Origin of the sequence: Pseudoduganella sp. LjRoot289 (assembly GCF_964252925.1) — a bacterium.
Classification (GTDB): Bacteria; Pseudomonadota; Gammaproteobacteria; order Burkholderiales; family Burkholderiaceae_D; genus Rugamonas.
The window spans coordinates 5,941,167-5,952,699 of the sequence record NZ_CAXUPN020000001.1; the positions used below are offsets into that span (position 1 = coordinate 5,941,167).

An 11,533-nucleotide genomic window follows, 5' to 3' on the forward strand; every position below is an offset into this window, starting at 1 on the left:
ATGAGGAACGCACCATGCTGCTCGAGCGATTTTTCGGCAAGCGCGACATTCTGATCCCCTACTTCGACTTCGCCAGCGTGGCGAAAGGTTTGAAGGATTCGGCGGTGCTGGCCGAAATTTATCGCTTGCGCTACGAGGTGTATTGCCTGGAGTGCCACTACCTTGACGCCGCCGAATTCGACGAGGGCAAGGAAACGGACGAGTACGACGACTGCTCCATCCATTTCGCCGCCTATACGCTGGACCAGGCGATGGTGGGTACGGTGCGCCTGGTGCAGCCCAAGGACGGCCAGGTTTACCCCTTCGAGTCGCACTGCACGGTGTTCGAGGACTTCACGCTGCCGCCGCGCGAACAGTGCGGTGAAGTGTCGCGCCTGGTGGTCAAGAAGACCCACCGCCGCCGCCGTGGCGACTCGATGGAGGGGGTGTCGAAGGAGTTTATGGATCAGAAGGGCGGGGCGGCCGCGATCCAGCCGCCCAGCGGCAAGGAGCAGCGCACCAACAGTCCGCTGCTGCTGCTGGGGCTGTACCGCGAGATGTACCGCTACAGCCGCAAGAATGGCATCCGCTACTGGTATGCCGCGATGGAGCGCTCGCTGGCGCGCTCGCTGGAAAAGATGGGGTTCCGCTTCGTCCCCATCGGGCCGCAAGTCGACTATTACGGGCCGGTCACGCCCCACATGGTCGATCTGGACGAGCTGAGTGAACGATTGAAGCAGGAAAACCGCTTCCTGGCGGCGTGGTTCAATGATGAACGGATTCCATTCTGGGTCTTGGTGAAAACCATGATCGGAACTTTCATGATAGGGCGCGGCCGGAAGAAATAGCCCATGTAGGAGAATCCGCTGTATGGCTCATGTATTTGCAGGAACAGGCTACCGCAGCGTGCTTTCCCAGTCCGAGTACCAGGCGCCCCACGAGACCGTGGACCACGCCAACCGCAATATCTTCCGCTCCTACCGGGGCGACCAGCGCGGCAAGGTTCCCCACGACATATTCAGGCTGCGCTACGACGTGTACTGTGTCGAATGTGCTTTTTTGCCGCCCGGCGAACAGGCCGAAGGCATGGAGCTCGACGAGTATGAGCTCAATTCCGTGCACATCGCCGCCTACGCGATGGACGAAACGCTGATCGGCACGGTGCGCCTGGTGCAACCCGACGCCGAGCAGCCCTATCCCTTTGAGCGCCATTGCGCGCTGTTCGAGCATGTGGAACTGCCGCCGCGCGAACTGGCGTGCGAAATCTCGCGCCTGGTGGTGCGCAAGAGCCACCGCCGGCGCCGCGCCGACAGCCTGGACGGGGTGCCCGGCCTGCCGCCGCTGGCGCCAGAAGCCGAGCGCCGCCACGGCGAGCGCCGCGGCGCTTCGCCGATGCTGCTGTTCGGCATGTACCGCGAGATGTACCGCCACAGCCGCTACAGTGGCATCCGCTACTGGTACGCGGCGATGGAGCGTGCGCTGGCGGTCTCGCTCGAGCGGCTGGGCTTCGCTTTCCAGGCTATCGGACCGGCGGCCGATTATTACGGCGCAGTGGTGCCGTATATGCTCGATCTGCACCTGCTGGAAACCAAGCTGACGGCCGACAATCCGGCGCTGGCGGCCTGGATGATGGAGCGGCCGTACGCCCTGCTGCCGCCCCATTCCTGGCAGCGCAACCCGGCGCGCCACCATGCGCGCGCCATGCGTAAGAAGTCCTGAGACGGCCGTGCCCGTCTTCAGTCGGCGCTGATCTTGATTTTCTTCGTGGTGTGGTTGCGGAAGCTGTGCACCACGATATAGGGTGCGCTCGGCACGTCCAGTCCGGCCAGCATGTCGTGCATCATGGCCAGGCCCATCGACCCCACCGTGAAGCTGCCCACCGAGATCTGTGAGGCGGGGCAAGGACGGCCGTCCTCCATGATGGTCAGCGCCTTGCCCACCTGTTCCACCACCTGGGCATCCAGGTGCACGCCGATGCGCCCCATGATTTTCCCGAACACGTTCGAATAGCTGACGTCGCCTTCGGCGGTGGCGGCCGCCACGTCCTTGGCGATGATGTCGGCCAGCGATTCCGGTGCGTCGGGCGGGAAGTGCAGCACGCCGGCGCCGAAGCCGATCGACAGCGCCGTGAAGATGTGCTTGCCCATCGCCTTGGCCGTGCCGTGCAAGTGCAGGATGGCTTCCAGGTCGAGGAAGTCGATGGTGTCGAACACGATGTCGACCTTGCTCACCAGTTCGGCCACATTGCTCTTGTCCAGGTTGGCCTGGATGGTCTCCACCTGGGCGGTCGGGTTGATGCGCAGGATCTGCTTTTTCAGCGCCTCGACCTTGGAGCGGCCGATGTCCTCGAAATCGAAGAACTGGCGGTTCAGGTTGTGCATGTCGACCGTGTCGCCGTCGATCAGCACGAAATGCTGGAAGCCCATCCGGGTGGCCGCCACCGGCAGCGCGCTGCCCAGCCCGGCGCCAGCGATCAGCAGCCGCGTCTCCCGGATCTTGGCCTGGGTGGCCTTGTTTACATAGCCGTCATTGCGGGTGACGAAGCGGTCGTAGTCGAATTCGGTAGCCATGGCATTGAACCCCGTAGTGTGGAAGTCGGTGTGAAAGGGCGGTCGTGCGCGGCCGCCGGTTAATTACAGATTGGCAATATCATAGTAGCGCAAGGCGGGCCTTCTGCACAGCATGCGGGCTTGTCGGGTTTCTTTACAACGGCACGTCTGCGACGGCGGCGATTTCAATTGAAAATTGCTGAAATGCATTTCTTCATGGAATTAAATCAAGCGACGGCGTCGCGCCGCAGGGGTCTTGCTGTCGATACGATCCTGTGAGCAATAAACCTCGCGTCGGCTGTCGGAATTCTTTACATCTGTGTTCTTTCTTACAAATCTTTTTGGATGACAAAACATAGCGTCCACTAGCGTTCTCTAGTACGCATTACTGCGAGGCGCTGTTTTCACGAGGCCTGGCACAGCGATTGCTTTTATGGGGTATGACGCTAAGACTGACAGCGCCCTCAACAACTGGAGATCAAACATGAAACTCAAAAAATTGCTGGTAGCAACCTCCCTGGGTCTGGCAGCGTTCGGCGCATCCGCGACTGCGCTGGATTCCCTGACCGGCAAGCTGAACGTTAAGCTCGCCGGCCAGACCACGGAGACCCAGCTTATTTCCGACGGCACGGTCAATGTCGCCAACGAAACCACCTGGGGCGTCGGCGCGATCACATCGATCAGCTCGACCACCACAGGCATCTGGAACGCTGGCGCCAGCGATGGCTACTACCTGTACTACATGCTGTACGGTATTGCCGACTTGAGTTCGGTGCAAACCAGCGCGACCAGCTTCGACCTGTACAACATCGGCTCGACCTACGGCGCTGGCGACGGCAAGATCCACCTGGACGTATACCGCACGACAACCCAGATTGCCTCCATGGACCAGTCCTTCAACGCTGATCCGCACGGTCGCACCAGCTGGAATAGCTACAACCTGTTCGCGGGCCTGGAGAAATACCTGGCGATCGAATTCGTCACCGGCCCCGGCGCGGCCGACGTTGCTTCGACACCGGAAAACGAGGCGACTTCGACCCTGCATCAGCACGTTAGCGCCTTGTCGCTGACCACCGATATTTCCGGCAACGGCGACTTCGTGGGCGACGTGGTGGGCGGTACCGGCAAAACCGCTTGGGACACCGGCTTGGTCAGCGGCCATGACTTGGACGGCATCTTTACCCTGCGCAGCAACGGCGACTCGCATGGCACCGGCAATTGCACCGACGCGGAAGTAACCGGATCCGAGGCGACCTGCTTCGCCGGCTACATCAACGACCCTATCCGCGCCAACAAAATCCCTGAGCCTGGTACCATGGCTCTGTTCGGTCTGGGCCTGGCCGGTCTGGCCAGCATGCGCCGCCGCCGTCAATCTTAATACTTCGAGTATTGCGATCAGCCGCCTGGTGCGAACCAGGCGGTTTTTTTGCGTCTGCTTTTCGTAGCAGGGTCAGGGCTGGTTCAGCGCGCTGCCCGAGGTCAGGCCGCGCTGGTAGGGGTGGATGGCATGCTTGTACAGGCGCGCTACGCGCTTGACGTATTCCTGCGTCTCGGCATATGGCGGCACGCCCTTGTGCTGGTCGACCGCCTTCTCGCCCGCGTTGTAGGCGGCCGCCACCAGTTGCACGTCGCCGCGGAAATAGGCCAGCAGCCAGCGCAGGTAGGCCAGGCCGCCGCGGATGTTTTGTTCCGCATCGAATGCATCCTTGACGCGGAAGCGCTCGGCCGTCTCCGGGATCAGCTGCATCAGTCCCTGCGCGTTCTTGGGCGACAGCGCGCGCGTGTTGAAACCGGACTCGACCGAGATGATGGCCATGGCCAGGCGCGGGTCGATTTCGAACTGCGGTGCCAGTTGCTCGACCATGGCGCCGATCTGCTTGCTGCCGGGCTGCGGGTAGAGTACGCGCGGCTCGGGCGGCAGCAGCGCGAACGGGGTGTCCGGCAGCATGCAGGCTGGCAGCGGGGTGTTCGGCGCGGTGTTGGTGGCCTGCAGCATGGCCTGCGCCTGCGGGTGGCCTTGCGCGGCGGCCAGCGCGAACAGCTGGGCGGCGGCGCCGTCGTCGCGCGGGGTGCCGCGTCCATTGGCCAGCATCCAGCCCAGCGCATACTGTGCCTGGGTGTCGCCCAGGCGGGCGGCCCTGCAGTACAGGCCCAGCGCCTGCGGCAGGTCGCGCGGCAAGCCTTCGCCGTGTTCCAGCCGCACGGCGGCCGCGCGCAACTCGGCGGCAAGTGCGCCGGACGGCGCGGCCGCCACCGATCCCGTTGCGGTACCTGCCACGGCCCCAGCTGCCGTCTCCTCAGCCGTTCCGGCGTAAGCGGACTGCAACGCCAGTACCAGCGCGAGCGCCGCAGCGCTGCCTGCCGACGGCGCCAGCCTGGCCGTCTTTATGGTGAGGAATCGGGCCATGTGCGGCTCCGGTGATTGCCAACTTGAAACTTCATTGTAGTTCAGTCAGGGTGTTTTTTCTTCGGCTTCTGCGCTTTCCTTGGGCGGGAACAAAGCTTTGTGCAATAAATGGCGCGCCAGCAGCAAGGGCGGCATGCGCAGCCAGTTGGCGCGGATGTAGAGCAGAAAGCGCGCCGAGGGCGTGAGGGCGTCGCCGCAGCTGGCGTGCGCCGGCAGCAGGGCGCGCAGATACAGGCTGTCCATCAGGCGCAGCAGGAGGGCGCCGGGGCGGCCCGCCTGGCGCGCGGCGTCCGCCTCGGGCGGCAGCGGCGTGTGCAGCAGCAGCGCCGTGTAGCGCAGGGCATAGAACAGCGGGCGTTGCAGCTGCAATTGCGCCGCGCGCGCCGCCAGTGCCGGCCAGAAACCGGGCGCCCCGCCGAAGTGGCGCAGCAGGCCGTCCAGGTCGACCAGGTCGCGCAAGCCATGCTCGAGCTCGCCATCGAAGAACAGATGGGTGGCGCTGTGCAGCACCAGGTCGGGCGGCGCCAGCACCTGCAGGCCGGGCTGGCCGGGCACCGCTTGCGCGGCCGCGCGCAGCTGCACCGGGTCGGGGTGCACCGGCGCGGTGGTCGGCAGGATGGCGTGGTGCACATCGATCGCAGTGCGGCGTTTGACGTGCTCCATAGGCGGCAGCTCGTGCATCCACCGGCGGTAGTAGCGCTGGTCGTACGCGTCCAGGTGGGTGCTGGCCCAGCCGTGCAGCATCAGGGCCGACTCGGCGTCGTCCAGCTTTTCCTTCGGCACCAGGATGTCGATGTCGGAGAACAAACGGCCGCGCGCCGGCGGCAGGCCGGCCAGCGCGTAGGCCGCGCCCTTGAGCAGGATCAGCGGCGTGTCCAGCCCGGCCAGCGCCTGGCGTATCAGTTCCACTTCCCAGCGCACCGCCTGGCTGTGCCGCTCGGCCACCGTGCGCGACCATTCCAGGTGGCGCCGGGCGCGCGCCGGGATGGCGTCCAGCTCGCCGCGCTCTTGCAGCACGTAGTACAGGCGCGGCTGCAGATTGGCGGCCGCGCACTGGCGCAGCAGCAGATTCCACTCTGCTTCGCCGAGCCGGGTCAGCAGTTCGGGCTGGCGAAAGGCCAGCACGGCCAGCGGCGCCGTGCCGCCGGGGGCCGCGCCGCCGCTGCCGGCGGCGTTCGTCGCGATGGCGCTCATGGCTGCTCCGCCAGGCGCGCGAACAGCTCGACCGCTTCGTCCAGCCGGCTGTACACGAAGCTGTGGCAGTGCGCCGCGCCGACCGCGTCGGCCATGGCCTCGAAGCCGCGCGCGGCCAGCAGGCTGTAGTTGAAGGAATTCTCGGCCATGCGCAGATGGGTGCGTGCCTTGTCCAGCGCCGCCAGCTCGGTCTGCGCGCCGGCCTGGTAGCGCGGGAAGACGATCCAGCCGGGCGGCGCCGTCTCGGCGCTGCGCGCCACGCTGGCGGCCGGCGCCTTCAGGTGCGCTACCGTGCCTTTCACGGTGTCGGCCACGGACGGGCTGAACACCGGTTGGTCCAGGTAGGCCTGCATGATGGGAATGGAGGCGTTCTTCAGGCTGATGGGACGCGGCAGCGGCTGCAGGCGGCCGTCGGCCAGCTGGATCAGCGCCAGCTCGTCCGACAGCAGGCGCCAGCCGCGATGCGCCAGCGCCGCGCACAGCGTGCTTTTGCCGGAGCCGGGCGGGGCCGGCATGATCAGCGCGCGGCCATTGCGCTCGAGCACTGCCGCATGGATGATCAGGCAGTCGTGCGCGCGCGCCGATATGCACCAGTTCAAGCCCCATTCGAACATGGGGAAGGCTTGCGCCAGCGGCAGCGGCTGGAACATCGACACGCCGTTGTGCAGCAGCGTCACCTGCGGCCGCCACCAGCGGCGCAGCCCGGCCGGCTGCCGCACTTGCAGGTGGAAGTCGGAGAAGGCGGTGGCGTCGGACAGCGGATAGTCGCCGTATAGCAGGGCCAGGCCCTGGGCCACGCCGGGCACGCCGCTTTGCAGATGGGTGGTGTAAGCGCCGGTCTGCAGCACGATGCCGTCGTGCGCCAGGCGCCGCGCCAGTTCGGCCGGCGCCAGCGAGGAAACCGTCAGCATGCCGTCGTTTCCACCAGGGAGAGCTTGCGCAAGTCGGCCAGCATGCCGGCCAGCAGGGCGGCGCTGTCGGCGCCGTCCTCCAGTTGCAGGGTGGAGGCCAGGGAGGCCGCGCCGGCCGCGCCGCGCTGCAGCGCGCTCAGCACTTCGATGGCGGCGGCGTCGAGCAAATGGGTGTCGCCCGACAAATTATTGTAGAGCACGAAATCTTCGCCGTCCCAGCTGCGGTGGCGCAGCTGCTGGCCCGGTGTCAGGCGCCAGACGGTGTTGTCCGGCACAGCCGCTTCAGTCATGCCGCCCGCTTAATCCATGGTGCCGCGCAGATAGGCGGTGATGTCAGCGCCGTACCATTTCTTGCCGGCCATGGGGGTGTAGTAGCCGCGGCCGGAACCGCCGGTGGTCCAGTATTCGTTCCAGATCGCCTGTACCTTGCTTGGCGGCAGGAAAGAGGTTTTGCCGGCCAGCGCGTTCTGGTAGGCGGCAATGATGTGCATCGCCACGTTGTCCTGGTCGTACTCCTGGTGGTCCAGGAGGGTCATCATCTCCGTGCCGAAGAATTGGCAACCGGTGGAGACCGTGAATTTCTTTTGGAACTTGGTGGTCGACAAGCAGCCGTTGTGCCAGCTCTCGGGGTGCATTTTCCAGTAGCCTGGCGACAGCCCGCTGCACGCGGCGCTTTGCGGGGTGTGGCTGTTCAGGTTGCCCGAGGCGAAGCCGGACGGCGAATAGCAGATGTCGCAGGCCATGCCGGGCTGGCTTTTCACGGTCAGGATTGCGCCCAGCGTGGCCGCGCCCTTGGTGGCGAAGCGGCGGCGCGCCGCGCCCGCGAAGGCGGGCGGGGCTGCGGTTTCCGCGGCGGATGGCGCTGCGGGGGGCAGCTGCGGGGAGCCGGTCGCTCCGTCGTGCTGGTCTTGGTTAGCCACGTCTGTGTCCTTGGTAAGCATTCGGCCTGCAGGCCGTGATCTGGTGTCCAGTGGAAACAAAGCAATATTCGTTCCCACTTTTGCAATCGGCACCGGCCTTGATTAGAATCAAAGGCTTAGCGCATCGCTTTGCGCGCGCGGCGGACACCCGCTCAGTCTATCGGAAAAACTGTAAGATTTCTCGACATTGTGCGGATGCAAGAGGCGAAAAATGTTGAGCCTGACTATTAGAAGTAGCTTTCCGGCACCACCAGCACGTCGCCCGGACGCATCGGCAGATTGGCCGAGATGTCGCCGTCCTTGACCAGGTCGTTCAGGCGCACATTGAGCTTTTGTTGTTTGCCGTCCACGGTGCGGATGATGGTGGCGCGGTTGCCGGCGGCAAATTCGGTGACGCCGCCGACGGCGATCAGTACATCCAGCAGCGACATGTCGCGGCGGTAAGGCAGCGCTTGCGGCTTGGCGGCCTGGCCGATGACGCGGATCTGCTCGCTGTACACGCCGACGAAGCCGGTCACGATGACCGTCACCACCGGCTGCTGGATGAACTTGGCCAGCGCTTTTTCAATGTCGCGCGCCAGTTCGGTCGAGGTCTTGCCGCTGGCCTGCAGATCTTCCACCAGCGGGGTGGTGATCTTGCCGTCCGGACGCACCGGCACGCCTTGCGACACTTCCGGGTTGCGCCACACCACGATGCTTAGGTTGTCGCCCGGCCCGATCAGGTAGTCCGAGGCCGGCGCCGCTTCCTGCGGCAGTACCGGCTTGCTGGCGCAGCCGCCCAGCGCCAGGGAGGACAGCGCCAGGGCGCCGCAGGCCAGCCATTTCATCATCTGCAGTTTGGAAGTGTTCACGCGGGGTTCCTTTTATCTGTACGGAATTCTTTCGGGCAAGACACATTGCCCTTTTTGTAGCATTTTTGCATGCCTATTCTATACCAGTGCCTGCTGGCGTAGCCGCAAGGGCGGCAAATTTTTGTCAAGGCGCTTTTCTCTGCAACAGTTCGTGCACATAGCGCGCCGGGATCGCATAGCTGATGCCGCTCGGGCTGCTGATGGCCGATTCCTTCAAGCCTTTGACGAACACCATGTTGATGATGCCGTACACCGTGCCGTCGGCCGGGTCGTACACCGGGCTGCCGCTGTTGCCGGGGTAGGCCGTGCCGTCCAGCTGGAAGATGTTGAACGGCGCGCGCTGCAGCGCGGCCACGGCGCGCGCGTCGAGCTGGCGCGAACTGGCCGAGGGAATGATGACCGGGGTGATGGCCGACAGCATGGCGCGGTGGGTCACGTGGTGCAGCCCCAGCACCATGCCGAGCGGGAAGCCGGTGATGGCCAGGTCGCGCCCTTCGCGCAGCGTGGCCGAATCGCCCAGCTTGAGCGCCGGCAGCGGCGGGCCGGCGCCCAGGCGCAGGTGGGCCAGGTCGTGTTCCTTGTCGATGCCGACCAGGGTGGCCGGGCGGAACGAGAATGCCGTGCCCTCGCCGGCGATCACCACGCCCAGTTCCTCCTTGAGCTCGGTGTTGGGAAATTCCAGCGCCACGTGGGCGTTGGTGATCACGCTCAGGCCATCGCCGACCACCACGCCGGTGCCGTTGAAGGTGATGGCCGGGCTGCGCAAGCGCTGGTAGCTGCCGACCCCGACCACCGACGGCTTGACCGCGGCGATGACGGCGGAAAAATCGGCGGCGGCGGGGCCGCAGAGCATGCCAAGGAGCAATAATATTGTCGGGTGGAATCGCATGGGGGCTGAGGAAGTCGGGGCGCAACAACGATAGCAGATTTTTCCCGCGTTCTGCTGTCTTTCGTACAACAATTCATCTGCTGCATGTGTCACAATTATGCTTGCCTCTTTGGAAATAATTATTTCGTGTGTTAAATGCGGAAAGCTGTCATCGCATGGCCACAGCAGAGGGGCGGGATGGTGGGATTTAGTAGTAACATGGCTTGCAATCTCATGTATCATGGTTGCGATTGATGCATTTTAAGCAAGTTCGCGGCACCAATTCATAGGCGAGACAGACGATATGGCGGAATTACAGGTATTGCTTTTAACCTTCCTCAAAGCGATCGGCAAATACCGTTGGTATGCCGTTGCGATCTCGTGGGTGGTGGCGATCGTGGGCTGGGCAGTGGTCTACAAGCTGCCGGACGACTACCAGGCTTCGGCCCGGGTCTACGTCGACACCCAGAGCATCCTCAAGCCGTTGCTGTCGGGCATGACCAGCGTGCCCAATGTCGAGCAGCAGGTGCAGTTCATGCGCCGCACGCTGATCAGCCGGCCCAACGTCGAGCGCGTGATGCGCATGGTCGACCTGGATATCAAGACCAAGTCGGTGCAGGAGCACGAGAAGCTGGTCGAGGATCTGACGGCGGCGATCAAGGTCAGCGGCACCGAGCGCGACGACATCTACACCATTTCCTACAACAACCCGAACCCCAAGCTGGGCAAGGAAATCGTGCAGTCGCTGCTGACCATTTTCGTCGAGGGCAGTTTCGGCGGCAAGAAGCAGGAGTCGGACAAGGCGGTGCAGTTCATCGAAGAGCAGATCAAGAGCTACGAAGAAAAGCTGGCCGCCGGCGAGAACGCGCTGAAGGATTTCAAGATCCAGAACCTCGGCCTGCTGCCGCGCCAGGGCGGCGATTACAGCAGCACCCTGGCCGAGATGTCGGAAAAGCTGAATGCGGCCAAGCTGGACTACACGGAAGCGGAGCATGCGCGCAACGCCATCAAGCGCCAGATCGCCGGCGAGGAACCGGCCCCGCCGACCGCCGCCGCCGAGCCCGACGTGCCCGGCAACCCGGAACTCGAGTCGCGCATCCAGGCGCTGGAAAAAAACCTGGACCAGCTGCGCATGCAGTACACCGAAGAGCATCCTGACATCGTGTCGAGCAAGCGCTTGCTGGCGCAGTTGCAGGCGCGCAAAAAGGAAGAGGCAAAGAAGCGCGTCCGCACCGGCGACCCCGGCATCAATTACAGCCCCATGCTGCAGCAGATGAACGTCGCGCTGTCGGTGGAGGAGGCGCGGGTGGCCTCGCTCAAGGCCCGCGTCGACGAGTACAGCGCGCGCCTGGCCAGGCTGCGTGGCCAGAGCACGGCCGCGCCGGAAGTGGAAGCCCAGCTCTCGCAGCTGAACCGCGACTACCAGATCAACAAGGAAAACTACGGCAAGCTGGTGGAGCGGCGCGAAGCGGCCCGCCTGTCCGGCGACCTGACCTCGGCCACCGACATGTTGAGTTTCCGCGTGATCGATCCGCCGACTGCGCCGACCACGGCCATTGGCCCGAACCGTCCGCGCCTGATGTCGGTCGTGTTCGGCGCCGCCTTGCTGCTGGGCCTTGGCGTGGCGCTGCTGCTGAGCCAGATCCGGCCGACCTTCGTCACCCAGGCCGCGCTGCGCAACACCACCGGCTTCCCCATCCTGGGCACGATCGCCATGAACTGGACCGACGAGCAAAAAGTGAAGCGTCGGCGCCGGCTGTATGCGTTCAGCGCCGCAGTGGCGGTGCTGTTTACCGCCTATGGCGGCGTGATGGCGGCATTGTTGCTGCGTCAATCTTGATTTGAATCACGGGG

The 11,533-nt window shown here is 64.5% G+C and carries 12 protein-coding genes; 4 read left to right on the plus strand and 8 right to left on the minus strand.

The genetic code is table 11. From position 1 onward, the window contains the following. Positions 1–14 precede the first annotated feature (14 nt). Together ACSQ8Y_RS25515 and ACSQ8Y_RS25520 are read left to right on the plus strand one after the other, a co-directional pair. Complete coding sequence (locus ACSQ8Y_RS25515; protein WP_436269201.1) at positions 15–827, plus strand: PEP-CTERM/exosortase system-associated acyltransferase; 813 nt, start codon at positions 15–17, stop codon at positions 825–827. Positions 828–849: 22 nt separating this feature from the next. After that, entirely contained in the window at positions 850–1,698 is an 849-nt protein-coding gene (locus ACSQ8Y_RS25520) for a PEP-CTERM/exosortase system-associated acyltransferase (protein WP_436269202.1), read from the plus strand. 17 nt (positions 1,699–1,715) lie between these two features. On the opposite strand, the gene ACSQ8Y_RS25525 is transcribed toward ACSQ8Y_RS25520, so the two are convergent. Then, on the minus strand, positions 1,716–2,549 hold the full coding sequence (locus ACSQ8Y_RS25525; RefSeq protein WP_436269203.1) for a ThiF family adenylyltransferase: 834 nt from the start codon (positions 2,547–2,549) through the stop codon (positions 1,716–1,718). A 463-nt stretch (positions 2,550–3,012) separates the two neighbouring features. On the opposite strand from ACSQ8Y_RS25525, the gene ACSQ8Y_RS25530 reads away from it, so the two are divergent. Beyond that, entirely contained in the window at positions 3,013–3,906 is an 894-nt protein-coding gene (locus ACSQ8Y_RS25530; RefSeq protein ID WP_436269204.1) for a PEP-CTERM sorting domain-containing protein, read from the plus strand. A gap of 72 nt (positions 3,907–3,978) precedes the next feature. On the opposite strand, the gene ACSQ8Y_RS25535 is transcribed toward ACSQ8Y_RS25530, so the two are convergent. The 7 genes from ACSQ8Y_RS25535 to ACSQ8Y_RS25565 form a co-directional block, all read right to left on the minus strand. Then, positions 3,979–4,935 (minus strand): lytic transglycosylase domain-containing protein, encoded by a 957-nt coding sequence (locus ACSQ8Y_RS25535; RefSeq protein WP_436269205.1) that lies wholly within the window; start codon positions 4,933–4,935, stop codon positions 3,979–3,981. A 45-nt stretch (positions 4,936–4,980) separates the two neighbouring features. Next, positions 4,981–6,129 (minus strand): nucleotidyltransferase domain-containing protein, encoded by a 1,149-nt coding sequence (locus ACSQ8Y_RS25540; protein WP_436269206.1) that lies wholly within the window; start codon positions 6,127–6,129, stop codon positions 4,981–4,983. Further along, on the minus strand, positions 6,126–7,040 hold the full coding sequence (locus ACSQ8Y_RS25545; protein ID WP_436269207.1) for an HprK-related kinase A: 915 nt from the start codon (positions 7,038–7,040) through the stop codon (positions 6,126–6,128). The genes ACSQ8Y_RS25540 and ACSQ8Y_RS25545 overlap by 4 nt, the downstream gene beginning before the upstream one ends. Next, the gene (locus ACSQ8Y_RS25550) at positions 7,034–7,330 is read right to left on the minus strand and encodes an HPr-rel-A system PqqD family peptide chaperone (protein ID WP_436269208.1); all 297 of its coding nucleotides are present in this window, start codon (positions 7,328–7,330) and stop codon (positions 7,034–7,036) included. Before ACSQ8Y_RS25550 ends, ACSQ8Y_RS25545 begins: the two co-directional genes overlap by 7 nt. A gap of 9 nt (positions 7,331–7,339) precedes the next feature. Further along, a complete protein-coding gene (locus ACSQ8Y_RS25555) occupies positions 7,340–7,960 on the minus strand; it encodes a hypothetical protein (protein WP_436269209.1) in 621 nt (206 codons plus the stop codon). A 227-nt stretch (positions 7,961–8,187) separates the two neighbouring features. Then, positions 8,188–8,787 (minus strand): XrtA/PEP-CTERM system exopolysaccharide export protein, encoded by a 600-nt coding sequence (locus ACSQ8Y_RS25560; RefSeq protein ID WP_436269911.1) that lies wholly within the window; start codon positions 8,785–8,787, stop codon positions 8,188–8,190. A 148-nt stretch (positions 8,788–8,935) separates the two neighbouring features. After that, a complete protein-coding gene (locus tag ACSQ8Y_RS25565; RefSeq protein WP_436269210.1) occupies positions 8,936–9,664 on the minus strand; it encodes a S1 family peptidase in 729 nt (242 codons plus the stop codon). 319 nt (positions 9,665–9,983) lie between these two features. On the opposite strand from ACSQ8Y_RS25565, the gene ACSQ8Y_RS25570 reads away from it, so the two are divergent. Next, positions 9,984–11,519: an XrtA system polysaccharide chain length determinant gene (locus ACSQ8Y_RS25570; RefSeq protein ID WP_436269211.1), complete on the plus strand. Its 1,536-nt coding sequence runs from the start codon at positions 9,984–9,986 to the stop codon at positions 11,517–11,519. The last annotated feature ends 14 nt before the right edge of the window (positions 11,520–11,533 follow it).

What these genes read in the sequence shown, in the direction of transcription:
- ACSQ8Y_RS25515 (WP_436269201.1), top strand. Translation starts at nt 15, where the DNA reads ATGCTGCTCGAGCGATTTTTCGGCAAGCGCGACATTCTGATCCCCTAC.
- ACSQ8Y_RS25520 (WP_436269202.1), top strand. Translation starts at nt 850, where the DNA reads ATGGCTCATGTATTTGCAGGAACAGGCTACCGCAGCGTGCTTTCCCAG.
- ACSQ8Y_RS25525 (WP_436269203.1), bottom strand. Translation starts at nt 2,549, where the DNA reads ATGGCTACCGAATTCGACTACGACCGCTTCGTCACCCGCAATGACGGC.
- ACSQ8Y_RS25530 (WP_436269204.1), top strand. Translation starts at nt 3,013, where the DNA reads ATGAAACTCAAAAAATTGCTGGTAGCAACCTCCCTGGGTCTGGCAGCG.
- ACSQ8Y_RS25535 (WP_436269205.1), bottom strand. Translation starts at nt 4,935, where the DNA reads ATGGCCCGATTCCTCACCATAAAGACGGCCAGGCTGGCGCCGTCGGCA.
- ACSQ8Y_RS25540 (WP_436269206.1), bottom strand. Translation starts at nt 6,129, where the DNA reads ATGAGCGCCATCGCGACGAACGCCGCCGGCAGCGGCGGCGCGGCCCCC.
- ACSQ8Y_RS25545 (WP_436269207.1), bottom strand. Translation starts at nt 7,040, where the DNA reads ATGCTGACGGTTTCCTCGCTGGCGCCGGCCGAACTGGCGCGGCGCCTG.
- ACSQ8Y_RS25550 (WP_436269208.1), bottom strand. Translation starts at nt 7,330, where the DNA reads ATGACTGAAGCGGCTGTGCCGGACAACACCGTCTGGCGCCTGACACCG.
- ACSQ8Y_RS25560 (WP_436269911.1), bottom strand. Translation starts at nt 8,787, where the DNA reads ATGAAATGGCTGGCCTGCGGCGCCCTGGCGCTGTCCTCCCTGGCGCTG.
- ACSQ8Y_RS25565 (WP_436269210.1), bottom strand. Translation starts at nt 9,664, where the DNA reads ATGCTCTGCGGCCCCGCCGCCGCCGATTTTTCCGCCGTCATCGCCGCG.
- ACSQ8Y_RS25570 (WP_436269211.1), top strand. Translation starts at nt 9,984, where the DNA reads ATGGCGGAATTACAGGTATTGCTTTTAACCTTCCTCAAAGCGATCGGC.